The sequence below is a fragment of the Pedobacter sp. JY14-1 genome (assembly GCF_029269825.1).
Classification (GTDB): domain Bacteria; phylum Bacteroidota; class Bacteroidia; order Sphingobacteriales; family Sphingobacteriaceae; genus Pedobacter.
Genome location: NZ_JARJHU010000003.1, coordinates 302364 through 328962, shown reverse-complemented (window position 1 = coordinate 328962; position 26599 = coordinate 302364). Strand labels below are relative to the sequence as shown.

General features: G+C 48.3%; 23 protein-coding genes. 10 read left to right on the top strand and 13 right to left on the bottom strand.

Annotated elements, in window-relative coordinates; translation table 11 throughout:
• Positions 1-40 precede the first annotated feature (40 nt).
• Together P2W84_RS07485 and P2W84_RS07480 are read left to right on the top strand one after the other, a co-directional pair.
• On the top strand, positions 41-2125 hold the full coding sequence (locus P2W84_RS07485; protein ID WP_276089501.1) for a DPP IV N-terminal domain-containing protein: 2085 nt from the start codon (positions 41-43) through the stop codon (positions 2123-2125).
• Between the two features lie 39 nt (positions 2126-2164).
• Positions 2165-2974 (top strand): glycoside hydrolase family 16 protein, encoded by an 810-nt coding sequence (locus tag P2W84_RS07480; protein ID WP_276089500.1) that lies wholly within the window; start codon positions 2165-2167, stop codon positions 2972-2974.
• On the opposite strand, the gene P2W84_RS07475 is transcribed toward P2W84_RS07480, so the two are convergent.
• Positions 2971-3816, bottom strand: a complete 846-nt coding sequence (locus tag P2W84_RS07475; RefSeq protein WP_276089499.1) for a hypothetical protein — start codon at positions 3814-3816, stop codon at positions 2971-2973. The two genes, P2W84_RS07480 and P2W84_RS07475, sit on opposite strands and share 4 nt — an antisense overlap.
• Before the next feature lie 871 nt (positions 3817-4687).
• Here P2W84_RS07475 and P2W84_RS07470 point away from each other — a divergent pair.
• Both P2W84_RS07470 and P2W84_RS07465 read left to right on the top strand, forming a co-directional pair.
• A complete protein-coding gene (locus P2W84_RS07470; protein WP_276089498.1) occupies positions 4688-5512 on the top strand; it encodes a transporter in 825 nt (274 codons plus the stop codon).
• Between the two features lie 180 nt (positions 5513-5692).
• Positions 5693-6451 carry a hypothetical protein gene (locus tag P2W84_RS07465; protein ID WP_276089497.1) on the top strand — a complete coding sequence of 253 codons (759 nt, stop codon included), beginning with the start codon at positions 5693-5695 and terminating at the stop codon, positions 6449-6451.
• Between the two features lie 10 nt (positions 6452-6461).
• On the opposite strand, the gene P2W84_RS07460 is transcribed toward P2W84_RS07465, so the two are convergent.
• On the bottom strand, positions 6462-8309 hold the full coding sequence (locus P2W84_RS07460) for a glycoside hydrolase family 97 protein (RefSeq protein ID WP_276089496.1): 1848 nt from the start codon (positions 8307-8309) through the stop codon (positions 6462-6464).
• 238 nt (positions 8310-8547) lie between these two features.
• Here P2W84_RS07460 and P2W84_RS07455 point away from each other — a divergent pair, with 238 nt between their 5' ends.
• Entirely contained in the window at positions 8548-9159 is a 612-nt protein-coding gene (locus P2W84_RS07455) for a chemotaxis protein CheB (protein ID WP_276089495.1), read from the top strand.
• 11 nt (positions 9160-9170) lie between these two features.
• Here P2W84_RS07455 and P2W84_RS07450 read toward each other — a convergent pair whose 3' ends face one another.
• The 11 genes from P2W84_RS07450 to P2W84_RS07400 form a co-directional block, all read right to left on the bottom strand.
• Positions 9171-10946 carry a hypothetical protein gene (locus P2W84_RS07450; RefSeq protein ID WP_276089494.1) on the bottom strand — a complete coding sequence of 592 codons (1776 nt, stop codon included), beginning with the start codon at positions 10944-10946 and terminating at the stop codon, positions 9171-9173.
• Between the two features lie 19 nt (positions 10947-10965).
• Positions 10966-12708 (bottom strand): hypothetical protein, encoded by a 1743-nt coding sequence (locus tag P2W84_RS07445; RefSeq protein WP_276089493.1) that lies wholly within the window; start codon positions 12706-12708, stop codon positions 10966-10968.
• Positions 12709-12781: 73 nt separating this feature from the next.
• A complete protein-coding gene (locus P2W84_RS07440; protein WP_276089492.1) occupies positions 12782-13615 on the bottom strand; it encodes a hypothetical protein in 834 nt (277 codons plus the stop codon).
• Between the two features lies 1 nt (position 13616).
• Positions 13617-16175: a TonB-dependent receptor gene (locus tag P2W84_RS07435; RefSeq protein ID WP_276089491.1), complete on the bottom strand. Its 2559-nt coding sequence runs from the start codon at positions 16173-16175 to the stop codon at positions 13617-13619.
• Positions 16153-17157, bottom strand: a complete 1005-nt coding sequence (locus P2W84_RS07430; RefSeq protein WP_276089490.1) for a FecR domain-containing protein — start codon at positions 17155-17157, stop codon at positions 16153-16155. Before P2W84_RS07430 ends, P2W84_RS07435 begins: the two co-directional genes overlap by 23 nt.
• The gene (locus P2W84_RS07425) at positions 17154-17771 is read right to left on the bottom strand and encodes an RNA polymerase sigma-70 factor (RefSeq protein ID WP_276089489.1); all 618 of its coding nucleotides are present in this window, start codon (positions 17769-17771) and stop codon (positions 17154-17156) included. Before P2W84_RS07425 ends, P2W84_RS07430 begins: the two co-directional genes overlap by 4 nt.
• A gap of 8 nt (positions 17772-17779) precedes the next feature.
• Positions 17780-18253: a CHRD domain-containing protein gene (locus P2W84_RS07420; RefSeq protein ID WP_276089488.1), complete on the bottom strand. Its 474-nt coding sequence runs from the start codon at positions 18251-18253 to the stop codon at positions 17780-17782.
• 53 nt (positions 18254-18306) lie between these two features.
• Entirely contained in the window at positions 18307-19389 is a 1083-nt protein-coding gene (locus P2W84_RS07415) for a DegT/DnrJ/EryC1/StrS family aminotransferase (protein ID WP_276089487.1), read from the bottom strand.
• 3 nt (positions 19390-19392) lie between these two features.
• Positions 19393-19779 carry an FdtA/QdtA family cupin domain-containing protein gene (locus tag P2W84_RS07410; RefSeq protein ID WP_276089486.1) on the bottom strand — a complete coding sequence of 129 codons (387 nt, stop codon included), beginning with the start codon at positions 19777-19779 and terminating at the stop codon, positions 19393-19395.
• Positions 19763-20755, bottom strand: coding sequence for a glycosyl transferase (locus P2W84_RS07405; RefSeq protein WP_276089485.1), 993 nt, complete (start codon positions 20753-20755; stop codon positions 19763-19765). Before P2W84_RS07405 ends, P2W84_RS07410 begins: the two co-directional genes overlap by 17 nt.
• Positions 20748-21563 (bottom strand): methyltransferase, TIGR04325 family, encoded by an 816-nt coding sequence (locus tag P2W84_RS07400; protein WP_276089484.1) that lies wholly within the window; start codon positions 21561-21563, stop codon positions 20748-20750. Before P2W84_RS07400 ends, P2W84_RS07405 begins: the two co-directional genes overlap by 8 nt.
• A gap of 105 nt (positions 21564-21668) precedes the next feature.
• Here P2W84_RS07400 and miaB point away from each other — a divergent pair, with 105 nt between their 5' ends.
• The 5 genes from miaB (at position 21669) to secG (ending at position 26372) form a co-directional block, all read left to right on the top strand.
• Entirely contained in the window at positions 21669-23096 is a 1428-nt protein-coding gene (miaB, locus tag P2W84_RS07395) for a tRNA (N6-isopentenyl adenosine(37)-C2)-methylthiotransferase MiaB (RefSeq protein ID WP_276089483.1), read from the top strand.
• A gap of 25 nt (positions 23097-23121) precedes the next feature.
• Complete coding sequence (locus tag P2W84_RS07390; protein ID WP_276089482.1) at positions 23122-24351, top strand: sigma-54 dependent transcriptional regulator; 1230 nt, start codon at positions 23122-23124, stop codon at positions 24349-24351.
• Between the two features lie 92 nt (positions 24352-24443).
• Positions 24444-24875: an LptE family protein gene (locus P2W84_RS07385; protein WP_276089481.1), complete on the top strand. Its 432-nt coding sequence runs from the start codon at positions 24444-24446 to the stop codon at positions 24873-24875.
• Between the two features lie 25 nt (positions 24876-24900).
• Positions 24901-25992, top strand: a complete 1092-nt coding sequence (locus P2W84_RS07380; protein ID WP_276089480.1) for a hypothetical protein — start codon at positions 24901-24903, stop codon at positions 25990-25992.
• Positions 25993-26006: 14 nt separating this feature from the next.
• The gene (secG, locus tag P2W84_RS07375) at positions 26007-26372 is read left to right on the top strand and encodes a preprotein translocase subunit SecG (RefSeq protein WP_276089479.1); all 366 of its coding nucleotides are present in this window, start codon (positions 26007-26009) and stop codon (positions 26370-26372) included.
• The last annotated feature ends 227 nt before the right edge of the window (positions 26373-26599 follow it).

The following is a 26599-nucleotide window of genomic DNA, read 5'->3' as shown; positions in this document are numbered from 1 at the left end:
TAACGGCAGTAACCTAATATCACCATAACTAAACCACTTCATGAAAAGAACTGTACTCGCCTTATTGCTACCGATTTGCGTTTTAGCTTATTCAGACACCGCTTCTGCCAGACAAAAGCAGCTCAGCATAAGGCAGGTATATGGTGGCGAGCGCTCGCTGACCAGGCCCGTCAACTATGTGACCGGCTGGAAGGACGATACCCATTACATCGAAATGGACGTCGCCGAACGAAAGCCCTATGCGGTCGATGTAAAGACCGGCGAACGCAGCCCTTATACACCTCCCGTCTCACCCGCTAAAACAGCAGTAACGGCTGGCCTCAGCAATAATGACGATAAAAAGAACATCGCGGTATCTCCTGATGGCAAATATGCCGCTTTTACGCGTAACAATGACCTCTATGCTGTCGAGCTCGCTACCGGCAAAGAGATCAGGTACACCAGCGACGGCACCGACGTGATCTATAATGGCTGGTCATCCTGGGTGTATTATGAAGAGATTCTGGGACGGGCAACCAATTATAAAGCCTTCTGGTGGGCGCCAGACAGCAGGCACCTTGCTTTTATGCGCTTTGATGATACCAAAGTACCGATGTTTCCTATCTACGGATCAACAGGGCAGCATGGCTACACCGAAAAAACCCGCTACCCCAAAGCAGGCGACCCCAACCCGGAAGTAAGAATAGGCTTTGTGCCCACCGAAGGCGGCAAGGTTACCTGGGCCGATTTCAATGAAAAAGACGATCAGTATTTCGGTACACCCTACTGGAGCCATGACGGCAGCAACCTGATGGTGCAGTGGATGAACCGTGGCCAGGACAACCTTAAATTCTATTCGGTAAACCCACAGAACGGTACCAAAACAGAAATTTATGATGAAAAACAAAAGGCATGGATAGACCTGGACTATGACGGCCGGATCACCTACCTGCAAGACAAGAAACATTATATCCTGAAAAGCGACCGCAGCGGCTCGGCGCATTTTTACCTGTATACCCTGGAGGGCAAACTGGTGAGCACCCTGACCAGCGGAAAATGGCAGGTAAATAACCTGGTGCAGGTAGATGAGAAAAACAAAGTGGTCTACTTTACGGCAAGGAAAGAAGCCTCTACCCGCACCGATTTCTACCGGGTAGGTTATGATGGCAAAAACCTGAAGCGCCTGAGCTTCGGCGACTACAGCCACCAGGTACAGATCTCGCCAGGCAGCAGCTATTTTGTAACCACTTATTCCAACGTCGGCACGCCAACCAGACTGGCCCTGCTGGATACCAAAGGCAAACTGATCCGCGAACTCGCCGACAGCAAATCGGCCGATTTCAATGACTATAGCTTCGGCAAGACAGAAATGATCACCATCCCCAGCGAAGACGGACAATATCAGCTGCCCGCAGTGATTACCTACCCGGCCAACTTCGACGAGACAAAGAGATATCCCGTAGTCATGAGCATTTACGGAGGTCCCAATGCGGGCAACGTCAGCAATACCTGGAAAGGCACCGGCAATCAGTGGTGGGCAAATGAAGGCATCATTCAGATCTCCGTTGACCACCGCGCCTCCGGACAGTTCGGCAAAGAAGGCGTCGCCCTCATGCACCGCAACCTCGGCAAATGGGAAATCATCGATTACGGCACCGCAGCACGCTGGCTGAAAGCCAAACCCTGGGTAGACAATAAGAAGCTGCTCATTACCGGCCACAGTTACGGCGGCTATATGACCTGCCTCGCGCTGACTAAGGGCGCCGCCGATTTCGACTTCGGTTATGCCGGTGCCCCGGTAACCAGCTGGGAACTGTACGACACCAACTATGCAGAGCGCTTCATGGATACCCCGCAGGAAAACCCGGAAGGCTACAAGGCGGCCTCGGTGCTCAGCTACGTCAACAATTACAAAGGCCTGCTGCGCATCATGCATGGCGACATGGATGATAATGTGCACATGCAGAATACCATACAGCTGATCGACAAACTTCAGGACGCCAATAAGCATTTCGAGCTGATGATCTACCCTGGCGGACGGCACGGCTGGGGCGGTTCCAAAGGCCCGCACGACCTTACTGAGCGCATCAGGTTTTATTATCAGCATCTGCTGAACAAGCCGGTACCCGAAGATTTGTTGAAATAAGGCAGAAACCTTATCTTGACGGAAACCAAATGAAAACCGATGAAAACTAACACCATACTGGCAATGGTCTCCGGTGCCCTGTTGCTATCTTCAACTGCCACTGCGCAAGATTATCCTTCTTCCAAAAGCACCTCAAAGAAAACCCTGATCTGGCGGGACGAGTTTAACGGCAAAGGCCTGCCCGACCCGGCAAAATGGGGTTACGAGGAAGGATTCATCCGCAACCGTGAAAGCCAGTATTACACCAGGGCAAGACAAGAGAATTGCTTCAGGAAAGGTGGAAAGCTGATCATCCGGTCCCTGAAGGAAAACTATCAGAACGCCTCTTATACTTCAGCAAGTATCAACACCCTCGGCAAGCAACAATTTGAAGGCGATTTCCGCATCGAGATCAGGGCGAAGCTGCCACAAGGTCAGGGGATCTGGCCTGCGCTGTGGATGATGGGCACTAATATCCAGCAGGTAGGCTGGCCAAAATGCTTTGAATTTGACATCATGGAGTTTGTAGGCCATACACCGAATACCGTACACGGCACTTTTCACTGGTGGGAACCCGAAGGCAAGGATAAACACAAGAGCAAGGGCAGCACCATCAAAGAATCAGACCTGCACAACAAGTTTCATGTGTACGGGATCGAGCGCAAGGGCGATACCGCAAAGGTCTTCATCGATGACAAAGTCTATTTCACCATGACTGCGCCACCAAATGCTTACCAGGGCTCCTTCCGCGGACCGGTATACCTGCTGATGAATACGGCGATCGGCGGAGAATGGGGCGGAAAGATCGACGATGCTATCTTTCCCCAGGAATTCGTGATCGATTATGTCAGGGCATATCGGCTGGATTAATTATCAGAATGGTTATCCGGCGCTTCTGCAGCCGGTAATTTCATTTTATAAACTCGGGTCCAGGGCGATGCATGAACCTTGTTTCCTTCTTTAATTAGCGGTGGCTCCACAAAAACGCCAGGTACTACAATAGCGCCAATAACACCAGAAGGATTGAATACCTTTGTATTGTAATCTGTCCTGATTCCATTATTCAGCATAAAATAATTCATTCCAATCGCCGCTACACAAAGACATCCCGGATCTGCCACAAATTCAAATTCCTGCCGAGACACCATACCTTGGCCTATTTGCACATTAAACGATCTGAAATCTGCGGGTTGCCTGATCCTGCCAGCGTGAAGTGCAACAGGAATGAAAGCAATATTGATCTCACATGCATTTGTGCTGCCCGGAAACCGGAGCGACTCTGTTGTATCGATTTCAGGCACCTTAACCTTGAACACATTGTCTTGAAAGGCTACTTCAGGGCTCACAAGCAAATAGTTGATGAGCAATGATTTAACATTGAACTCAAAGCCCGCAAGTCTTCCGAAGCTGTTTTCCTTAAATGTATACTGATCCGTTCCCTTATCGTAGCATTGCTTCAATACGTCCCTAACCGGCGTATTAAAACGATTGACCATGCCCGGATCCCAGTTCCCCTGGGTTACTGAAATCAGATTGTCCCTGATGGTACAGGCGAGTATACTCCCCTGTCCGAATATACCTTGTGCTTTTTTTGTACCTTCTGTTTGATTAACTTTATCGGGCGTAGACTGTACCACAAGTCCGTGCCTGGTTCTCCGTTGTATAACAGGTCCAACTAGACCCCGGATATACTTGCCATCAAATTTTCCCATTGCTGTTTTTATAAGTTATATAAGTTAGTTTAATACTGCTGACGCCTTAGTGAGTTATGTCCGTCTATGCATTGTATCAAGAATGAATATACGGTGAGTCCGCCTTTTTTCCGGCAAAAGGCGGACTCACTGCGTACTCATGGCGTACTCAACCCGTAGACATACCAAGTTCATGTAGATATCATAACAGATTCGGATTTAATTCAGAACTACCTATTTGAAAATCTAAATTCCCCAGTTTTTACCTGAGGTTAAATTATACAAAATAATAGAATATTCCCAAAAGATGTTTTACACAAGTGTGTTACGTGCATACGGTGTTATAATGCAGATTTTGAAGAAACTGGAATCTATATCCTTTTAGCAAGAATTAAATAGGAAATTATAATGTTAACAATATATTTCATTATATGATAGTCCTTTCTTTACAAAAGACGGCTCTTCATCGCCTTTGGTGAATTTGTAAGCCTCCAGAATTAAACAAGTCCTATAATACCAGACATTTGCGTCATTGGATGCCAGACAGCCAGCAATGTTACCTAAGTGATTTAATAATTATGGCATACATTTCGCTTCAAGTCATCGTAAACCAGTCATATGAAACATCTAACGATTACTCTTTCCCTCGCAGTATTGTTACTTTTTTCCTCCTGCTATTCTACCAGAACAGCCGGAAACAGCGGCAAGGTCCCACCTGGTCAGGTTAAAAAGGCTACAGGATCAAAATCTGCAAGGCCTTATGCGCCCGGCCAGAATAAACATTAAACCCCACCGACTTCATCTTACCCATTCGTTCTCTCTGCAGGCCAATGATCCAAAGCGGCAAACTTTGAGCGCCAATAAGGGTTATGGAATAAAAACTCCAAAAAACATGAAGTCAATCGTCATTTTAGCGCTGTTGCTTAATCTCTCCTCAGCATTTGCCCGGCAGCGTTCAGTCCCACCATACCATTTGCTGAACCCTGTTCCTGCTGGCTCGCTGCGTGAGATGGAAACCGACAGGCCGAATGTCACCGAATCCGCTTTCACTGTAGACGCTGGTCATTTTCAGTATGAGACTGACCTGTTTCGTTCAGAGCACGTCTCCTCCGAAGAAGGAAAGACCAGTACCTTATATCTGAATCAGTTTCTTTTAAAGACAGGTCTGGTTAAAAACACCGAATTGCAGGCCGGATTCCAGACTTACGGTTGGCAGCGCAGCCGGGAACAATCTGGAGAGATCAAGCACACAGATGGGGTCGGCAACCTGATCGTCCGTCTGAAACAGAATTTAACAGGCAATGATGGCGGTAAATTTGTGATGGCGGTCCTGCCATACCTTCGCTTTCCAACTTCAGCCATTGAAAAATCCCGCTATGAATATGGGCTCATCGTACCAATGCAGACCGAGCTTCCGGGCGATTGGAAACTGGGTTTCCAGATAGAGGCCGATCGCCTGAAAGACGAGTCGTCAGCAGGAATGCATACCGAATTTTTGCAGTCCCTTACCCTCAGCCACGAAATCTTAAAAGACCTTGACGGAATCGCTGAAACCTATTACTCCTACGATTTAAAAGCGCACCAATGGGCAAATTATCTGAATGCAGCGTTGCAAGTGAAGATCGCTCAGGGCGTAAAACTCGACGGCGGTGTGAATTATGGTTTACAACATGACGCCAGGAAGTCATATTTCATAGGCAGTTCGATACGGTTTTAGGTCAAATCTCACTACCATTTGCTGAATCCTTTATCTGTTTCTTTTCTTTTACGACAGGAAATAGAGAAATGAGGTACAACCAGGCCTTCCAAGCGTATCAACGAGAGAAAAAATAACCTCGGCATTTTGTAACCAATACCAAGAAAATCAGGTCTGGATGAGAAAAGCTAGTCCATAATAATGAAACAAGCATTATTCTTCCTGCTGCTTTGCAGTATTTGCATATCCTGCAAAAAACAAAAAGATGAGCCGAAACCCGATCCTGGTGCGCAGTTGAACTACACCAATACCTATAACATCAACGGACATACGATCAAAAACTCCTATAGCTACAACTCCCTGGGAATGCTGTATGAGGAATTCATCAAAGATGAAACGACCGGAGAAGAGCTGTACCAGACCTACAGGCATAAAGACAATGTGCTTTACCTTTCAGACATCGCCAATGACCGGAGAAAAGTCAGCAAAATCAAATACACCTTTCTCCACCAAAAGCTCAGCAGCATGGAATACTTTGAGTACGACCAGTACGAGAATACCACATTCCTGTTCAAAAGAAACTTTGAATATGCGAATGAACAGCTTAAAATCAGCACTACAGGTGCTGACGGCACACCCGGCGAGTACCAGATCTTTACCTTTTCCGGTGGCAACGTTATAGAGGTCAGCACCTACAGCGCCAGCAGCGCACCTGTCAACACCATAGCTTATGAATATGACGGAAAGACCAACCCATACCAGGGAAAATATGACCAGCTGCATTCACCGGAAGGCTACAGCAAATCCAACATCACGAAATCCACGCTTACAGATCACCAGAAAGGCGACCAGGTTTCGGTAACTGTATATGCCTATGAGTACACCTCAGCTGGTTATCCTACCAAACTGTATTCCACAGGTGCGAACCGCAAATTGTTAAAGACCTACCACTATCAATAAGATTTTGTGGTTACAACTGTTTGATCAAGATACAAGCACCACCGCCGGGAGCCAGCTTCACCTTTAGCGTATCGCTTGAGTTTATAACTTTCTTCAGGTGCTTATAACTTTCATTGACGCTACGGTAATCCGCATCGTCACCATCTTCAATAACCAGTGCTGTATACCTGCCTTTTTTCAGGAAAGTAAGCGGGATCTCCAATTCCCGTGCATTTTCATTCGTTGCCGCACCGATTAGCCAACATTGATCATTCGCCTGTCTTGCCATAACGATGTATTCACCGATTTCACCTTTTACGGTTTTACTTTCCTTCCAGGGCATTTTTTGCGCTGAGATAAATTGTAAGATCTCAGGATGCTTTTGATAACTCTCGGGAATATCCGGTATCACCGTTACCCCGGAAAAGGTAATTAATGTGCGTGCTGCCTCTCCAACCAATGTAGAGTTGGTCGCATATGCAGGTGCATGTATCCTGCCGGTCTGCTTCAGGTCCGCAATGCCATTATTCATATCAAGGGGGCCGGCCAGCATATTTACAAACACAGAGGTAACAAAAGTCCCGGGTGCTAGAGCGGTGCCGCCATCAAGCTGCGCCTGGCAGTATTCGCGTGTCACTGCGTTTGGAAACGTGCGCATTTGCCCGTACGGATGTACAGGGCCATCATGGAAATCGCACAAGAGCCGATTCTTTGCACACAGTGCAGTAATCATCCTGGTACGTTCGTTCTTTTCTGCCGGGCTTCCAGACATGAAACCATATTTAATACCCACGGCACCCCAGTCACCATACTGCTTCAAGGTCTGATCTATGGGAAATCTGCGGCCACCGACATCATTCAGGTACAACCAGATGCCTACATTTTTCATTTTACCATACTGTATGATCTCGTGTACCTGTGCAACTTTTCCTCCTTTCAGCGGATCTGAATCTTTGCCGAATTCAGGACCATACCAGTCGGCATCAAGTGCGAGGTAGCGGATATTATTCTCAGCTGCAAAATCTACCATTCTCTTCCAGGAAGGGAGGGACATATCATATTTAAAACCGTCAACCTGCGCACCGGCTATTCGCCAATCCCAGACTGCAACTCCTGGCTTTACCCAGGAGAAATCTGCGCTTTTTGGCGGCGGGGGATTTAATAACTCTAAGATATGGGAATCAACCAAATCACCCGGCTTGCTGCCATGCATAATGACTTTCCAGGCATCGTTTGGCCTGGACGCAATGGTAAATAAGGTTTGGCTTTTTTTAGATTTCAGTACCAATGGATCACCCCATGTAAAATCCGCTTCATGAACAGCCAGATAATTGTGATCATCTACCTTGACGGTCATTACCGGCAGACGCTTGTCATCACAGTCAGATAGCTTCTCGGGCCCAATGTTTGCCTGCTCACCGTTATAGTACCAAGCCGTGTAATCCCCGCTGAAATTAAACTCTGTCAAATCACTGATTGCCGCTTCTTTTTTGAAATCGTACCTGAAGGCGATCCCATCATTATATGCCCTGATGATGATCTTGTATCCTTTTACATCCAGGGAAAGTTCATTGTATTGTTCAGGCACAATGGCCCTTTTTCCCCAAACCGGCTTCCAGACCGATTTGAATGACCGACGGGAAAAATTAGCGGGCATAGCCTGCATTCCGCCCAATCCAATCCTGGAATCCGTGATTAAGGTCTTCGAATTGGCCGTAAACGTAAATATGATCTCTTTGTCTTGATTTTGGTCGAGCTTAAATTGCAATCTTTTATCCGGCGATGTGATTGCCAACGGAAATAGCTTCTCATGTTGGCTTTTTGCCTCAAGAAACTGTGTTGTCAGTAAGAAAAAGACGATTAAGAATCTGGATTTCATTTACAATGATAAGACTTTGATCTTATCGTCCGAAAGTTATTGATCAAATAATACAAAAACCAATCGCTTTTGTCCCAGGCTATGATGCCGCATGCGCCATTGATGTCATGTGGTGTTTCCCCCCGGAGGCGCAGAGAGGGGAAAATAATTCCAAGAGATTCCACGCAGCCTCGGAATGACGGCATGAAACGAATAGGATAGGCACTCATTTTAGCCCGAAATTTGCGGAGAACAAATTATGGCGAGCGATCAACTACAAGTAACAGCAATAGGCTGTTCAGCTGGTTGCTTAAAAGCAATCGGCGATTTCTTTCAGCACATTCCAACAGACACGTCGATGGCTTTCATCGTCGTGCAGCATCTCTGGAGAGAACATCGAAGTGAACTGGACCACCTGTTGCGTAAGTCTACAAAGCTTCCGATTGTACGGGTTACAAAAAGTACACGAATTGAACCAGGTAAAATCTACTTAATCATAGAAGATACCTATATCGAAGTACTCGACGGACAAATCATCCCTAGCCAGCGACCAACCGAGCCCCTGAACCGCGCAGTTGATGTACTCTTCGAATCTTTAGCTACTCAATATCGTGAAAACGCCCTGGCAATTGTCATGAGTGGTATGGGATCAGACGGTTTAGCGGGCGCAAAAGCACTGGCCGAAGTTGGCGGCATCGTGTACGTGCAAGACCCCGAAACGACTGAATACAAAGGAATGCCAAATGCCACCATCAGTGGTGATCATCCACAGGCGGTCAGTGCACCGGCGGAACTGGCAAAAATTATTGTTCAGAAAACAAAGCCCATACTTCCAGCGCAAAAGGCGCAGAATATGGAAAAAAGCGAATAAATGGTACAATACTACCGCTGCCCCTTTGCAGCCCGGCGCTTGTCGCGGTCTGTTTTGATCTTTTCAAAACGCGCAATCTTAGCCTTCACTTCCCGTTCCTTCTCTGGCGTAACGCCTATGCTGTATTTGATGCCCTGGAACAAACTGCGCCAGATGAAGTTGAAAAAGGAGCGCTCGGGTTTGCGCTCGTGCCGGATCGGGGCAGTAATAAATACTCCTTCCTCATTCGGATTTGAAGGGTTTATGACCATAGCATTGGCGAGTATGGACAGGAGGCCCTGCCTGACGAGACGCTCCTGACCTTCTTCCCGCTTGAGCAGGGCAACGGCCAGGTTCTCATAAGCAAAATCCATAGATCCGGTAGCCAGGTGGTCGTTGGCCCTGATATCAAAGTCGAGACTTTTGATGTCTGCATGCTTGATGTGGACCATGCCGAGGGGCCGTGTGATGCGGTTGAGCGCCCGTCCATCTATGGCACCCAGCCTGCCGGAATATTCAAAAGCCCCGTCCCTGGCTGCCAGGTCAAATTTAAATTTGACATGCAGCGCCCCCTGCCCCATCAGCAGGGTGTTAAAATCGGCCAGCAGGTAGCGGTCTTTTGCCTTAATGCGGCTGGCATTGGTGATGTTGGTAAGTGTGCCCGAGGTTTTTTCGAAAGTGATCCGCCCTTTCTGCCTGCTGGTCTGGTCGTACTCGGAATAGCTGAGGTCGACATTGCTGATGTTGAGCTTTCTCACGCTGAGCTGCGCGGGCAGCTGCTGCAGGAGCTGGTGGGGGTACTTGCCGGTTTTTGGTTCCGTCTTTTTTTCCAGGCTGTTGTTGTTGAATACTTCGACGCCGCCGTTTGCTATATTCATCTCCTTTGCATAGAGCTCCTGCCTACGGATGTAAAGTGGCAGGTCGATACCGTTCAGGTTGATATCGTTCATTTCGATATGGTAGCGGTCGCGGGCGTAACCTGCAACCTTTCCAAACTCCATTTCGCTGTAGCGGGGAGCGACGCTGAAGCGGCTGACGCTGAGCCTGCCGGTTGATCCCTGAAAACCGAGCTGCTCCAGCCGGATGTGGTACATGCTGTCGGGTGTGGCGTAAGTATAGTCATGGAGGTTGAGCCGGATATCTTTCAGATAATGCAGCCGGCGGGAGTCTGAGGCGGCGGCGGAATCTATGAGCCAGTCTTCCAGGGAAATGTTGAGCCTGCTGACGGAATCAGTCTGTGGTACGGGAAGGTTGTTGTTAACGTATTTGAAACGGATATTTTTTAAGTCTATCTGCTTTACCCGGAATTCTTTCAGATACCTGGAGATATAGTTATACGGAGTCTTTCCGGTGACGGGGCGATTGGTCTCATTGAAATCGAGTTGTTTGTTGACCATGGTGACGTCGGGGTTTTCAAACAGGATCTGGTCGATATTGAGCTTTTTATACCTGAGGTACCTCAGGGGATGAAAATGACGGATGGCCAGCGTCTTGAGCTTTATGGTATACAGGTTATTCGGTGCCAGCGCTTTGCCAACGAGTTTCCGGTATACTGCGGTATCGGGTATGATCTGCACATCGCTGAGCGACGCCATGCCGGTAAGGACGTTGAGGTGGAGATCTGAGTATTGAATATGGTACAGGCCCTGGGTGGCCTCGGTAACGAGCTCGCTGAGCTGGACTTTGGCAATAGGTTTAAAGGACGCTGAAAGATACCTGGCCAGCCACAGGAGCAGCAGGATGGAAAGCAGTAACAATCCCAGTATCCAGTATATCGTATTGTTGCGTTCTCTGTTGGTATTGAACATATAAAGCCACTACAAGATATTAATCTTTATGTAGTTTTTCGCGTACTTTTTTCATGGCCTGTTCGGGTGTCTTGACCGGAACCGCACCCAACCCGGCACTTTCACGGAGCCCGATAAAGACCCCTTTCCAGAGCTGGTTGAAAAAGGAAGCGGCGGGGGTACGGGTAAAGGTAATTCGGGCGATACGCGGTGCCTCCCCTTTCTTGTCGGGATTGTTGTCTTTGATGAGCAGGGTGTTGGCCAGAAAGGACAGCAGCCCTTTCTTCTTTGGCTTTTCTCCGGCCTCGGGATCGCCGTAGAGTTTGATCTTCAGGTCGGAGTAAAGGAACCTGACGGTTCCCGATGAACCCCGGCTGTTGGCTTTGATGTTAAATGTAACGCCTTGCATCTGGCCGCTTTCGATCTCGACGAGGCCCATATCTTTGGCCATGGGGTTGAGGACTTTCAGGTTCATCGGAGCGACGGAGCCGTTGTAACTGAATGCCGCGAGTTTGTCGGTCAGGTTAAAATCTATGGTCACGTCGATGCGGCTTGCTTTCATGACTTTTGCGCTGAGCTTTGCAATAGCATGGTTGTTTTTCGCCAGCCGCGTGCTGTCGTTGGTAATATTCGTGATGCTGCCTTTCAGGTTTTGAAAGTATATCGTGCCTTTTTTCTTACTGATAGGGTTGTATTCGGTATAGGCGACATCAATGTTGTCGATCAGCACACTATCGATGACCGTAGGCATGGGAATGCGCCTGACTGCGATGTGCGGGAAGTTTCGGACTTTGTCAAACTTGGGCGGCGGCGGCAGCTCGCGGTTCACAAAGATATTGGTCTTTGCAGGACCAAGGTGCAGGCTGCGGGCCTCAAGGACGCCTTCCCGGACGATCTTGCCGAAATCTACGCCCAGCAGGCTGATCTTTTGAAAACTGATGTCGTAACGGTCGTGTCCGTAGGTGTACTTGCGGCTGAATTCGAGCTCTGGATACATGGGGATCATCTGGAAACCCTTTACGGTGATCTCCCCCCGTGCAGCGGAGCCACGTATGGTATCGATCTTCATACCATACATCTTACCCTTGCCGGGAGCGCGGTAGCCACTGAGGCTGAAGGTGACATCTTTGGTATAGTAAAAGCGGGTGGTATCATATTGCGAAAGGGAATCTACCAGCAGGTCTTTGACGGTGACATCGAGGTGCCGGATGGTATTCAGGGGTTTATTATTATCGCCGTTGAGGTAGTTGAAGTCAGCATCTTTGATCAGGATCTGCCCGATGTGCAGTGATTTGAGTGTGCCGGACAGGAGCTGATAGAGCGTCTTTTCGGCTTTGGCGGTATCGGCTTTCTTCTTCCCGGGGTAATGGCTGATGCTGATGGATGGCTTGTCGAGCAGAATAGCGCGAAGGTCTGCACGTTTTTTGAAGTAGGCGGTCAGAATGCCGATACGGCTGATCTGTAGCTTTTCCAGTTCAATCCGGAAAATGTGGACGGGCAGCTGGCCGGCCGCTTTCAGTTGGGTAAAAGTGGCAGTATCGGGCCGGAGTACAACGCCTTGCAGGCTGGCACTGCCAGCAAGCAGATTGAGCTGCATGTCACGGAAGTCGATTCGGTAAAGGTGGTCTGAACCTTCATAAACGCCCTGGCTGATCTTTTCCTTCAGCATGGGTTTCCATTTCGCGCCCAGGTACAGGGCGGTGCCCCCGGCAGCCAGCAGCAGGATCGCGAGGATGCCCGCTACCCACTTCCAGGCTGTATGCTTGTTTTTTTGTGCTGCCATATCCTTGATTATGGTTTAGCTGATGCAATATCGGGGCCAAATGCAGGCGGTACGCCCCATAAGCGGCAAAGGCTCAGAGTTCTCTGGCCGGATAGACGCGGAAGTCGATGTCGGTAACGGAGAAATAACCCTGGGCATTGCCCGAGATGTTTCCTTCTACGTTAACAGGCACACCGGACAATAAGCCGCTCCAATCGGTTTCCATGAATACGGAATACAGATAGTTCGCATAACGCTCGGATACAGACATCTTATAGATGAAGACCAGGTCGTCTTTCCTGATGCTGAAATTACGCTTCAGGTTATTGAGCGGGTACAGGGAATTGGGCGAGCCCAGCCGATGGGTATAGCTGTAATAATTGTTCTGGTTAAAGGCTGAAGGATCCCATCTGTTGATGCCACGATAGGCGATATACCATTTGCCTGGGTTAAGGTAGCCAAACGTATGCTTGGGAATGGTCCCCCTGACCATGCTGTCGGTAACCGATGAGATGGAAAGCGGAATAAAATCGTCTACAATATTGACTACCTGCCGGAGCGTATCGATTGCGGTATAGGTTTTACCATCGTATTTAACCGTGAGTCTGTATGCCCGGTTGTAATTAGGGGCATTATGGTTATCGGCCCGGTAAACGCCTGAGGTCACTTCATGGAAAATAATGTCACTCCTGCTATCGTTTACCACGACCTGCGCACCAGTAATGGGCAGTGGCTGTGTTCCTGGATAAAGTGCCGGTTTGGTAAGCCTGATAAACTGTTGCGTGGAAAACGTATTGATACCTCCGTCAACAGAAATATCATAGACCTTAGATGGCTTTTGAAAAGCATCCTTTGGCAGCTTGTCTTTTTTGCAGCCCCAGCCGACGAGGAGCAGCATAAGGAAAGTATGGAAAATGACGCGCTTCATATCAGATCTTAAAACTATAGGCGATCCAGGGATAACATCCGAAGCCATATTCTATGGTATTGGCCCCTTCTGTCGCCGTGGGAGCGATCATCCGGTAATACAATGGGTTTTTACGGTTGTATACATTGTATACTCCTGCAGAAAAAACATGGGACATGGAGCGCTTACCTTTAATAGGGGTCTGAAGCCGGTATTGTGCAGAAAGGTCCAGCCGGTGGAAATCGGGAAAGCGGCTGGTATTCCGGCCTTCATAAATGGGAATATTGAGACCGTCATGCTGATAATAGCCTACCGGAAGGGTAAGGGGCCGCCCGGTGGAGTAGACAAATGCGGATTGAACTGAGAGCCCGTTGTTGAAATCCATTTTTGCATTGAACTTGAGCTCATGGGGAATGTCATAGTTTGCGATGTAGCGGGCACCAGAATTAATGCCTGCCTGCTGCCGGTAAACCCTTGAATAGGTATAAGCAACGGTTCCGGTAAATCTTCCTTCTGACCGGCTGATTTCTGTTTCAAGACCTGCGGCCCTGGAATAGCCGGGGAGTAACTGCTGCCGGACTGCAGGGTTCCGGATGATCTGTGCATGGCCGGCCAGTTCCAGCTGGTTCGTAAAGTATTTATGATAGGTACTGAACTGAAAATCATATCCGTCCGGAGAATAGCGGTAGCCCAGAGATACCTGGCTTGCCGACTGGGGCCTGATGCTGGCAGAGGCGGGAATCCAGGGCTCAAGTGAAGAAAAGGCAAGGACACTGTTCTGCACAAGCTGTAAATACTGATAGTTAAGATTATAAGTGAGAAACACCCGCTGCCCTTCACTGGGCAGGAAACTGATATTGATCCTGGGTTCCGGCCTTAAGAAAGATACCGATTCTTTTTTGTCGATGCGGTTGCCGTTGTTATCAAAGAGGTTATTCTTGGTCTCTGAATTCCGGAAATAACTGAGCCGCAATCCATAGTTTAGTTCAAAGGATTTGCTCAGGCCGATCTCCTGCGTATAATAGACTGCTGTTTCTACTGATCTGTCCCTGGCGATGTTGAATTCGAAGTCACTCTTGTCATTCATTTCACCCGGAGTGAACCGATGATAAATTCCGGACAGGCCAAACTTGATCTGATTGGTAGGCGAGCGGTAATAGGTATAATCGGCTTTCAGTGTAAGGTCCTTGATGCCGGTACGCCACTGGCTTTTTTCCGACAGGGTATCTGCATTCAGGTCGAGCAGATTACTGTAGTCGCTGTAGATGGCTGATACATTTAGGAATACCCTGGAATTAAAGATATGGTTCCAGCGGAAAGTAGAAGTAAGATTTCCCCAGGTATTGATGTAGGAGTTTTCAGAACGCAGGTTATCTTTACCCAGGTAAAGGGAATAAAAGACAGCATTTTCACTGTCAAGCCTGTAATTGGCCTTGGCATTGATGTCGTAATAAACCGAGTTGGGATTGAAGAGTTTGAACTTATTGCGGAAGACATCCAGCATACTGCGTCTGTAGGCCGCGATAAAAGAGCCTTTCTCTTTGACAATGGGCCCTTCGGCCGCAACACGGACAGACATCGGGTTGATTCCACCGCTGACGTGATATTCTTTATTGTTACCCTCGGTCATGCGGTTAACGATGACAGACGACAGGCGACCGCCGAAGTTGGCCGGCATGTAATCCCTGTAGACCTGTATATTGTTGACGACATCGGAATTGAACACGGAGATGAGCCCATAAAGGTGGGAAGGGTTATAAACAATGGCTTCGTCGAGCAGGATCAGGTTCTGGTCGGAATTACCACCTCTGACAAAAAGGGAGGAACTGCCTTCGGTAATGGAACGGATACCGTTCTGCATCTGCAGCCGCTTCATGACATCGGTTTCACCGGCGTAATAAGCGACGCTGCTGAGCTGTTTAACGGTGACGTTCTGCTCGTTCATCAGTATGGGGTTCGGGCTTACACTGGATTTGCGGATCACCACTTCTTCCAGGATGCGCGGCTGTAAACTGAGTTCGATCTCTTCCTGCAGGTTCCTGTCGAGGGTGATACGCCTGCGCTGTGCCTGATAACCGGAATAAGAGATGAATAGTTCATGTACCCCCTGGGGAACGGATATCGAATAAAATCCATACTGGTTGGTGGAGATACCTACGCCAAGCGCAGGAATCTGCACAATGGCACCAATAAGTTCTTCTCCGCTCGCAGCATCGCGGATATGGCCGTGTATAGACCAGGTTTTTTCGGGTTCGGGAGCGATGACAATGTCCCTGGCGACCGGCGAAAAGCCCAGTCCTGTACCAGAGAGTATTTTGCCAAGTATTTCTTCCAGCGGTACCTGCACAAAATGAAGATCAGGGTTACTCTTATTCCGGAGCTGTTCCGGGTCATAGGCAAAGGTAGCACCGGTATGCGCGGTAACACGCCTCAAAGTGGCTGTAATTGAATCAGCAGGGAGGTTAAAAGTATAGCTGCGCCGCAGCTTTGCAGACTGCTGCGGAAACAGTGCCGTGAATGGAAAGAGCGTAAGATATAAAAACAGGATAAAATATCGTTTACGGGTTTCCGTATAAAACATAATTATTTTGCTCTTTGGTAACCTTGCATTGTAAAGATGCAGAAATTACTTCAAGTGCGCTGTCTAAAGTTTGATAATGCAGGTTTGCCGTCAGCTTTTTCAGACGAAGGGCGTCTCCGCGCAGGATAAGCGGAGATTTATAGACCTTTTGCAGTTGTGAAACGACTTCTTCCGCAGGGGTGGCATTGAAGGTGAGCCGTTTATCTGCCCAGGCCTTATAGTTGATGTCGGTATTGACAGCAGCATCCAGTGTGCCATTACCCGAATAAAAGACACCCCGCATGCCCTGGGTAAGCATGACCTCGCTGTCATTCCCATGCTTCATTGCGACCTTACCTTCTTCCACAACCACCGATGTATGGGTTTCGGTACGGCTGACGTTGAAGCTGGTACCGATGTCTTCGACTTTTATATCTCCTATGTGCAGCCGGAACTGGTTACCGTCATGCCTGGTGACATGGATAAAGACCTCTCCCTGATCGAGGATGAGCCTGCGGTCTCTGCTGAAGTTGTGTTTGTTATAACGGACGGTGGTGCCGGCATTCAGTGTGAGCTCGGTCTGATCCGGCAGCGTGATCTTCATGGCACCCGAAGTCATGGTGTTGCTAAGCACTTCCTGCTTGCCCTGAAAAAGGAAAAAAGCGATACCGCTGATCAGCAAAACTGCAGCAGCCACGCTTATGCTGGCGAACCTCACTCTGCGGACAGGAACCAGTTCACGCTGCAATACGGTATGCGGTGTCCCTGAAAGTTTACTGTCCAGAACTTTCCAGGATTGTTCGGCGGAGGGGTCGCAGCGGTCACCGAGCTTTTCCATATTGAGCTGTATAGATGCGAAGTCCCTGAATAACTGTTCGTTTTCAGGGGCGGCCATTTTCCAGGCTTCCAGTATTTCCTCGTCCTCTGGCGAGATGGTACCCTCAAGCGCATCGATGATCAGCTCATGGGCCAGTTCTTCTGTAGGTAGTGATCGGTGTGTCATAGATTAAGTGCGTTAATGGTTAAAAGGATCAATAAATGGATAGTGGTCTGGTTGTGTTTGGCCATGTGTTCCCTGAGCTTATTGAAACCGTAGGTGAGGTGGTTCTTTACCGTCTTTATAGAAATATTCATTTGTTCAGCGATGTCTTTTTGCTTCATCTTCCCGAAACGGCTGAGGTACATGACCTGCCGGCATTTTTCAGGGAGCATTCCGAGCGCCTCTTCCAGCCGGCCCATGACTGCAGCCTCTGCCTCCTCTTGTTGCTCGCTGGTGCTGGCTACTTCAGGATCGTACTGTGACAGGTAGCTGGCACGGCGCTCTGTATCCATCTTCTCCCGCTTAATGGCATTGAGTGATGAATTGACTACCGACCTGAACAGGTAACTTTTCATGGATTGCTGAATATTCAATTGTTCTCCTTTATTCCAAATGACGATGAACACATCGTGTACAATTTCTTCGGCCTGCTGGCGGTTGCCGATATAACGATAGGCAACTGCAAACAGTTGTTTATAATACGTTTTATAAAACAACTCAAAAACCTTTCTGTCCCGGTCAATGATCGCGGTGATCAGTTCCTGATCTGTAACCGGTAAATCATGCTGTATTCCCATTTTACCTGTTACATTTGTTTTAATGTCAGCATCCCCGATATTTCAGGGAACATGGTCGGCGTATTGACCGCCACAAACCACTGTCCCCGCAACAGCTGCCGCTCCTGCAGCGGGCTAAGCGTAATAGACCCGGTAAGGGGCTGGCTCTGCTGTCCCTTGCCGAAAACATACAGCTCCTTGACCAGGACTCCGTAAGAGCCTTTGGCTCCATTGCGCAAAGTGATCTCTCTGGGATCGACCCCCTCATATTCCAGGGTATACACCAGCAGCTTGGACTCTTCACTGTAAGCCCCTTTCAGCATGGCCGTACCTTCTGAATTGCTGTTGGTCCCCTTCTTGTCTATCCTGGCCGTTACTACATAAGTTCTGACCGGTGGCTTCACCTTCGCCTCACTTTCAGTAGTGCCTTTCTTACAGCTCAGACAGCACAGGGTACCGGCCACAACCAGCGCCAACATTCCCTTAGTAAACTGATAACTCATCCTGTCCTTTTAACTAAGGGCTAAAATACTAAATTCTAACCTATTATCGTATGCTAAAAAGCATTCATCACCGCTGCAACATGAGCAACCTGTTCCTGGGTATGACAATAGGAAACAGGCAGGCTTAATATGGTCCGGTGAATGGTTTCTGATATAGGATAAGCTCCGCCGAGCTTGTTTTTCAATGCTTTCTGCCTGTGTGGTGGCACAGGATAATGCACCTCGGTCCGGATATTGTTCCGCAGCAGGTACTCGCGCAGCCGGTCCCTTTCGGGATGGCGGACGGCGTAAATATGATAAACGTCTCCATAGTCGGAATGGACAGCGGGACGTATGAAATTGGTATTCAGCTCTTGGTCATAAATGGCCGCAAGCTTACGCTTATGCGCATTGATTTCCTGAAGACGGCTGAGTTTTACAGAAAGAAAACCTGCCTGAATTTCGTCAAGGCGGGAATTAATGCCAATATAGTCGTTATGGTACTTTTCCCGGCTACCGTAGTTTCTGACAGCCTTGATCTCTGCAATCTTATCTTCATCAGCAGAAAGCAGGGCTCCTCCGTCTCCCAAAGCCCCCAGGTTTTTGGTCGGATAGAAACTGAACGCCCCGAAATCTCCAAAGGTACCCGCCTTCTTTCCTTTGAAGGTGGCCCCGTGTGCCTGGGCACAGTCTTCGATGACTTTCAGTCCATGTGCGCCGGCAATCTGCAGTACCTGTTCCATATCGCAGCATTTGCCGTACAGATGCACCACCATAATGGCCCTGGTCTTGCTGGTAATGGCCTGTGGAATTTTAGCGGGATCAATATTATAGGTACTGATATCCGGCTCGACCAGCACGGGCACGAGACCATTGTGGTAAACAGCCAGAATGGTCGCTATATAAGCATTGGAGGGCACGATCACCTCGGCACCTTCCGGGAAGTTGAAATACCTGAGCGCCAGTACCAGGGCATCCAGGCCGGAAGCCAGACCCGCGCAATGACCGCCTCCGCAATAAGCAGCAAATTCGTTCTCAAAGGTACTGACCTTATTGCCGAGAATATACCAGCCTTTATCCATACTATCGTCGAAGCTCTTACGATAGTCGTCCATAAAGGTCTGATTCAGCTGGTAAAGATCTTCGTAGGGGATCATGTGTTATACGGCAAGGTTCAAATGCGTCTGATAGGGTTCATAGATATAGTCGGCGGCATCGAAATATTCGGATGCAAGCACCATCAGAATGGCATCTTCACTGAAGCTGTGCATAGCGTGCCAGTCTTCGGGCTGCAGAACCAGGCACTGATCGGGACTATCCAGTATAAAAGTATCTTCCGTACTCCCGTTGCAATTATAAATGGCACAATGCCCGCGTATGCAGATGGCCGCCTGCACAGTCTGCTTGTGGCGGTGCCCGCCTCTTGCACTATCGTCTACTCCGTAGATGTAAAAGATCCTCCTGATGTCGAAGGGAATTACTTTCTCAATTACGGTAAGATTACCCCTGGTATCTGTAAAGGTTTTAAGATTAATTAGAGAAGCCATAGGTGAGTGCAGTTTTCTTATAAAAGTTCTTGTAATATCCGCGGAGGAGAAACAGGATGGCGCGACCGGGAACGGCATGAATCAGGTCCAGCTCGCTGGTGAGCTGATAACTCGGCACGCTGGCCGCAGCTTCAGCTACTGACAACGCCCGGACGTAAGCCCTGTAAATGTGCTTTACATGATTGCGCGACAGCTCGTAGCTGTTATTGGACAAACAATAGCTGTTGTTCTTTGTATAATTGAATCCGTGGAAATGATAAAAGACCAGATCAAATAGCTGCCCTGTGGCGGCTTCACGGCCGCTCAGCAGACCGTTATGTTTTTCGAAACTATATTGCTGAACATTCCAGGGGGCAACGCCACCCCCCGGATGTTGCAGCACATGAACAGTATGAAATCTGTTATGCCAGTCGTCCAGATACTTCTGATCTCCGAATTTTCCGTGTTCAAACCTTGCATAGCACCATTCTATGCACCGGTCTACCCACCAATTGAGTACCTTCATACCTTCTTCGGTATTTTTGAAGGTCATGAACTGTACACAATAAATGCCGCTGGTAGCGGACTGATCATATTTAGGAGTGTACCTGTGCGGGGTAATGAGCACGGATTTTTCACCCATTTCCTGCAACAGTACGCTGGGATCTTTAAAGAACAGCAGATCGGCGTCGATATAGGTACAATGATCGAGCTGATAGGTTTCCAGGCAATATTTAATGGTGGAAGAAGCACAGGTCCAGCAGTATTCTCCGGCTGTCCTCGATGCCTTTACACTCAATAATCTTTCATTCTCAAATTCTTCCAGGCTGATGATGGTGGCAGAAGGCAGGTTAAGCCTGCTGAGCACATCATAGCAGCGGTCGTCAAAGGCGAACACATACAGATGGAATGAGCTGCATTGTGCTTCCAGTGACTGGTACATAGCTAGGCCGCGGGAAAGGTAGTTGCTGTTGAATAATGTGCAGAATTTAAGCATACTTTTGTGAATTGATCAGAAAAAAACCTTTGCAAATGCCCTTGTGCTTACCATCAATGCACATTTCAGATTCACCATCGACATAAGATGGAAATTCTGCGACAACTTTGTACCGGCCGGAGAAATGGCTCAGGAAGAAATCTTCATGAAAGAACCAGGAAGGATACGAAGCGGGATAGATTTCAGGCGGGACGCGCTGAAGGGTAATGCGGTCCTGCCTGTCTTTATTGAATGCGGTCCTGTCAAACAGGATAAAGTCAAACGCTCTTTCAGCCAATTCCTTAAGAAAAACATGTGGTGCCTCAAGGTATTGTACTGTACTGGAAAGCAGGACAAAGTCTATCGCCCTGTCTTTCATACAATCGTCTATTGAACTGTAAAACTTCAGCCGTTCGTCACTGAAGTCCCGGTTACCGGTATGGACATAGTGTTCCTGCTCTACAATATTCCAGCTTGCGCAGTTTTCTGCGGTGAGAAACTCTCGGATCTGGTAGTAGGTAGTGCCCAAAGACCCGCCGAAGTCGAGAATGTGGAGCGGTGCCCGGCGTATGGTGGCACTATAGATCAGGAAGGCGATCAAAGCATGCGGATATTCCTTTTTGTTAAACAAAACAGAATCCCGTTCATAGGCCGCTTCGTTGTTCTTTACCTTTAGCATTGCGCCGGCAGTTCTTTCAAGAATAACCTGCTGGTCATAGCCTCCGGCAATAGCCCTTGCTTTATCCCATGAGGAATAATCTCCGGACCACCCGTATTTGTCGCTGCGCTTCGAAAGTAACCTGCCTAACATAGATTTTATTCTCTTCATACAAGACAATTCTTTATTCCGAAAGTCCTATAAGGTACATGCTGCCAATATGTCATTTGCCAATAAATTTTGTTATTTTTGCCATCCGATATATTTATTTGAATTATGATCGATCTACAGCCAGGAGACAAAACACATGACGAGACAAGGCAGGGAGAAGCATTGATTGTTGATGCCCCAAAAGCTGCTAACGGAAAAAAACTGTATATCGAAAGCTATGGCTGCCAGATGAATTTTGCAGATAGCGAGATCGTTGCCTCTATACTTTCTGACAAGGGATTTGAGACTACCGGCGATTACAGTGAAGCTGATGTGGTCTTTATCAATACCTGTTCGATCCGGGAGAATGCGGAACAACGGGTAAGGAACCGCCTTTCGCAGTTTGGTGCGGTAAAGCGGCGTAACCCGAACCTGATCGTAGGGGTGCTGGGCTGCATGGCAGAGCGACTGAAGTCTAAATTCCTGGATGAAGAAAAACTGGTGGACGTAGTGGTAGGGCCGGATGCCTACCGGGAATTGCCACAATTACTGGGCGAGGTGGAAAGCGGGCAAAAGGCGATCAACGTATTGCTTTCGCGTGAGGAGACTTATGCCGACATCAGCCCGGTAAGGCTGAATGGCAACGGTATTACCGCTTTCATTTCGATCATGCGGGGATGTGACAATATGTGTTCCTTCTGTGTCGTTCCCTTCACAAGGGGCAGGGAAAGGAGCCGGGACCCCTTTTCCATCGTTGCCGAGGCTCAGGATTTATTTAACAGGGGCTATAAGGAGGTAACGCTGCTGGGCCAGAACGTAGACTCCTATAAATGGCGGGGAATGGACGGCGAGGAAGAAATCGCAGTGAATTTTGCCGGCCTGCTGGAAAGGGTGGCACTGATCAGTCCTGAACTGCGGATCCGTTTTTCAACTTCTCATCCCAAGGACATTACCGACGAAGTATTATATACCATCGCGAAGTACGATAACATCTGCAATTATATTCACCTGCCGGTGCAGTCTGGCAATACGCGGATACTGGAGCTGATGAACAGAACGTATACACGGGAGTGGTATATGGAGCGGGTAGATGCGATCCGCAGGATCATACCGGATTGTGCGATCTCTACGGACATCATCGCCGGTTTCTGTACAGAAACGGAAGAGGAACATCAGGATACACTGAGCATGATGGATTATGTGAAGTATGACTATGGCTTCATGTTCTGTTATTCTGAAAGGCCGGGTACGCTGGCTGCCCGCAAACTGGAAGATGATATTCCGGAGGAAGTGAAGAAACGGAGGCTTTCCGAGATCCTGGCCAAACAGCAGCAGGGTTCGCATTACCGGCTGCAGCAGTTTGTCGGCAAAACAGTTAAAGTGCTGGTCGAAGGGGTTTCAAAGAAATCTGACCTGGACTATTGCGGCAGGAATGACCAGAACGCGATGGTCGTATTCCCGAAAACAGCAGACGTAAAGGCCGGACAGTATGTTGACGTGTATGTAGACAAGTGTACTTCCGCTACGCTGCTCGGTACTATAGTGAATCATTAATCCATAAATTGCTTTAAGTTCAACGATGGACATTCAAGACATTAAAAATCGCTTCGGGATCATCGGGGGTTCTCCGCTGCTGAACCGGGCCATAGATATAGCAAGACAGGTTGCACCCACGGATATGTCTGTACTGATCACCGGGGAAAGCGGCAGCGGAAAAGAAGTATTTTCCCATATCATCCACCAGATGAGCGCACGTAAGCACGGAACCTTTATTGCAGTGAACTGCGGGGCGATTCCTGAGGGTACCATTGACTCGGAGCTTTTCGGACACGAAAAAGGCTCATTTACCGGGGCACATGAAGCGAGGAAGGGGTATTTTGAGGTTGCCAATGGCGGCACGATCTTCCTGGATGAGGTAGCAGAGCTGCCTTTGGGCACGCAGGCCCGCCTGCTCCGGGTACTGGAAACGGGTGAATATTTACGTGTGGGATCGTCTAAGGTACAGAAAACGGACGTGAGAATTATTGCCGCCACGAATGTGGACGTATATGACCGGGTAAAATCGGGAAAGTTCAGGGAAGATCTGTACTACCGGTTGAATACGGTACCCTTACGCATCCCTGCGCTGAATGAGCGCAAGGAAGATATCTATCTGTTGTTCCGGAAATTTACTGCGGATTTCAGCGATAAATACCGTAGTCCGGGCATACAGCTGGAACCGGATGCGGTACAGGTACTGACGAACTATAGCTGGCCGGGCAATGTGAGGCAGCTGAAGAACATCGCGGAACAGATCTGTGTCCTGGAAAAAAACCGTAATGTGGACGCAGCAGCCCTGTTGAACTACATTCCGAATGAAAATGGCAGCAATCTACCGGTACCAGTCGGCAACAGCAGCAAGGAAGACTTTACAGAAAGGGATATTCTGTATAAGGTACTGTTTGACATGAAAAAGGACATGATGGAGCTGAAAAAACTGGTGGCAGAGATCATCCAGAGCGGAGGTAATGCCGCCCATGTAATCCATGACAATCCGCAGTACATCAATCAGCTCTACCAGGAACTCGACCAGCCGGTTACACTGGAGCCTGCCTTAACCATTAAGAAGCCTGCCCAGAATGTGCCGGTTGACTATAACTATGCACATGAAGCTGAAGAAGTAGAAGAATCGTTGTCTTTGGTCGAAAAGGAGTCTGACCTGATCAGAAAGGCATTGAAAAAACATAAGGGTAAAAGAAAGTTTGCTGCCCAGGAACTAGGTATCTCTGAACGGACGTTATACAGGAAAATCAAAGAACTTAATTTATGATGAAGGGATTTATATGTGTTGTTGCGTTTGCGGGCATCATGCTTTTGGGGGCCTGCAAAATTAGCTTAAGCGGAGCATCTATACCACCGGGGATGAAAACGGTGAATGTAGCGGTTTTCGAGAACAATGCACCACTGGTTGTGGCTTCGCTAAGTTCCCAGTTTACGGAAGAACTGAAAACCAGGATACGCAACCAGACCTCCCTGAGCATAACTCCAAACGACGCAGACGCCGTGTTTTCGGGAAATATTACGGGTTACAGCATTAATCCGGTGGCACTTCAGGATAACCGGTCCGGTGCAAATTCCAACCAGCCGCTGGCAGGAGCGAACAGGCTGACGATCACCGTATCCGTAAAATATGTAAACAACCTGGATCCGAAACAGAGTTTCGAGAAGAGCTTTGACAGGTATAGGGACTACCGGCCGTCGGGAAGCCCGCAGGCTCAGGAAACAGCACTGATCAAAGAAGTGACTGCACAGCTGACGGAAGATATTTTCAACGCGGCATTCGCGCAATGGTAGGCTAACAGGATTTTACTAACTTAGCATGGTGGAGCAGGAACCAAATAATTTAGCGCATTTTGCCGGACTGGTCAGCGACCCGGGACGGATTGGCATGGACGATGCCGGGCTGCTGAAAGATTATGCAGCAAAGTGGCCCTATTTCCGGCCATTGTACCTGCTGCAATCAATTGCCGAGCCATATGAAAACAGAATAAAGGCAACCGCAGCACTTTACAACGGAGGCGTTCTGCTGCACCGCGCCTTGCATCAGCCGGAAGAATTAGTAACGATAGCCCGGTTTTCTGTGGTACGCTCTTCTGAGCTGGAAAATCAGCCCGATACGATTGATGAGGCCGTAATTGATGAGGTTCCAGAGGAAACAGCCTTACGGGTAACAGATGAACAGGAGACCTATGAGGAAATCGGCGAGATAGATGCCAGGGATTACCTTCCTGAAATGGTGTCCGCTGATTTTTTTGCTTTTGAGGGGAAAGCTGTTGAAGGGGGTCCCGCTGATGAAAGAGTATTTATACAAAATGAACAGCGGGCAGCCGGGGAGACAGTATCCACATCTGTGTTTCCTCATGTAGAAGAATATGATGAGCACGCGGAAAGGGAGCAGATCGTCAGTAAATATGATGACGACAAGCTACCTTATACTTTCCTGTGGTGGCTTGCCCGTACAAGAAAAGAACACGAACAGATTTTCCAGCCTTACGCCGTACCTAAGCAAACCAAGCCTGCGGGCAGTATACCTCCGGCGTCCCGTTCGGAACTCCAGCAGCAATATGTTGAGCATATCTTTCACGTACAGTCTCCTTTTGCAGAAGAGGTTCCGCAAGCTGATGAGGAATTGCCAAAAAGAAATTCGAAGGAAGATGAGATCATTGAGAATTTCCTTAAGAACGAACCACAGATCAGTACACCCAGACCCGAGCAGATCAACAATGAAAATAAAGCCAGGAAAAGTGCTGAAGACCACAGCAGCCTGGTTTCGGAAACGCTTGCCGGCATTTACATTGAGCAGATGCTTTATGACAAGGCCATAGAGACTTATGAAAAATTAAGTTTGATGTTTCCGGAAAAAAGACGTTACTTTGCCGACCTTATCCAATCTATAGAAAAGAAAATCTAAAAAATATAAAGTTTATGTACTTTTTAATTATTGTCCTGATCATTATCTGTATTGCCCTTGGCCTTTTTGTACTGATTCAGAACCCTAAAGGCGGTGGTCTCGCTACCGGCGGTGCGGGAAGTAATATGTTCGGTGTTCAGCGTACGGGCGATGTCCTTGAAAAAGGTACCTGGATATTACTGACCCTGATCGTGGTATTGACCTTGTCGATCACCACAATAGCTAAGTCCGGTGGTTCTTCTGCTTCCAGCGGTTCTGGCTCTAAACTTCAGGAGCAGCTGGACAAAACGCCTACGCCTTCTCCGATAGGCGGTGCAATGCAGGCGCCTTCAAATGCAGCACCGGCAAATGCTGCACCTGCGGATTCTGCAAAAAAATAATATTGATCTGAGAATATATGAAAAGCCCGGTAAGCGCTGATGCCTTACCGGGCTTTTTCATTTTGACGCTGCCAGTCTGACACAAAAAAAGCAACTTCGTACCTGACGGCTGACAATGCAGTGCAATTTTGTCAACTACGGCGGCTTGGCATAATAACTGATGCTGACATGACGCAGCGGTTGCTGCATATTTTAATATAAACCTTATAAAAAATAAATTAATATCA

Coding starts and splice junctions, on each gene's coding strand:
- P2W84_RS07440 (WP_276089492.1), bottom strand. CDS start 13,615: ATGAAGCGCGTCATTTTCCATACTTTCCTTATGCTGCTCCTCGTCGGC.
- P2W84_RS07425 (WP_276089489.1), bottom strand. CDS start 17,771: ATGGGAATACAGCATGATTTACCGGTTACAGATCAGGAACTGATCACC.
- P2W84_RS07385 (WP_276089481.1), top strand. CDS start 24,444: ATGAAAACGGTGAATGTAGCGGTTTTCGAGAACAATGCACCACTGGTT.
- P2W84_RS07435 (WP_276089491.1), bottom strand. CDS start 16,175: ATGTTTTATACGGAAACCCGTAAACGATATTTTATCCTGTTTTTATAT.
- P2W84_RS07415 (WP_276089487.1), bottom strand. CDS start 19,389: ATGATCCCCTACGAAGATCTTTACCAGCTGAATCAGACCTTTATGGAC.
- P2W84_RS07470 (WP_276089498.1), top strand. CDS start 4,688: ATGAAGTCAATCGTCATTTTAGCGCTGTTGCTTAATCTCTCCTCAGCA.
- P2W84_RS07380 (WP_276089480.1), top strand. CDS start 24,901: ATGGTGGAGCAGGAACCAAATAATTTAGCGCATTTTGCCGGACTGGTC.
- P2W84_RS07405 (WP_276089485.1), bottom strand. CDS start 20,755: ATGCTTAAATTCTGCACATTATTCAACAGCAACTACCTTTCCCGCGGC.
- P2W84_RS07455 (WP_276089495.1), top strand. CDS start 8,548: ATGGCGAGCGATCAACTACAAGTAACAGCAATAGGCTGTTCAGCTGGT.
- secG (WP_276089479.1), top strand. CDS start 26,007: ATGTACTTTTTAATTATTGTCCTGATCATTATCTGTATTGCCCTTGGC.
- P2W84_RS07480 (WP_276089500.1), top strand. CDS start 2,165: ATGAAAACTAACACCATACTGGCAATGGTCTCCGGTGCCCTGTTGCTA.
- P2W84_RS07475 (WP_276089499.1), bottom strand. CDS start 3,816: ATGGGAAAATTTGATGGCAAGTATATCCGGGGTCTAGTTGGACCTGTT.
- P2W84_RS07465 (WP_276089497.1), top strand. CDS start 5,693: ATGAAACAAGCATTATTCTTCCTGCTGCTTTGCAGTATTTGCATATCC.
- P2W84_RS07390 (WP_276089482.1), top strand. CDS start 23,122: ATGGACATTCAAGACATTAAAAATCGCTTCGGGATCATCGGGGGTTCT.
- P2W84_RS07485 (WP_276089501.1), top strand. CDS start 41: ATGAAAAGAACTGTACTCGCCTTATTGCTACCGATTTGCGTTTTAGCT.
- P2W84_RS07450 (WP_276089494.1), bottom strand. CDS start 10,946: ATGTTCAATACCAACAGAGAACGCAACAATACGATATACTGGATACTG.
- miaB (WP_276089483.1), top strand. CDS start 21,669: ATGATCGATCTACAGCCAGGAGACAAAACACATGACGAGACAAGGCAG.
- P2W84_RS07445 (WP_276089493.1), bottom strand. CDS start 12,708: ATGGCAGCACAAAAAAACAAGCATACAGCCTGGAAGTGGGTAGCGGGC.
- P2W84_RS07410 (WP_276089486.1), bottom strand. CDS start 19,779: ATGGCTTCTCTAATTAATCTTAAAACCTTTACAGATACCAGGGGTAAT.
- P2W84_RS07430 (WP_276089490.1), bottom strand. CDS start 17,157: ATGACACACCGATCACTACCTACAGAAGAACTGGCCCATGAGCTGATC.
- P2W84_RS07420 (WP_276089488.1), bottom strand. CDS start 18,253: ATGAGTTATCAGTTTACTAAGGGAATGTTGGCGCTGGTTGTGGCCGGT.
- P2W84_RS07400 (WP_276089484.1), bottom strand. CDS start 21,563: ATGAAGAGAATAAAATCTATGTTAGGCAGGTTACTTTCGAAGCGCAGC.
- P2W84_RS07460 (WP_276089496.1), bottom strand. CDS start 8,309: ATGAAATCCAGATTCTTAATCGTCTTTTTCTTACTGACAACACAGTTT.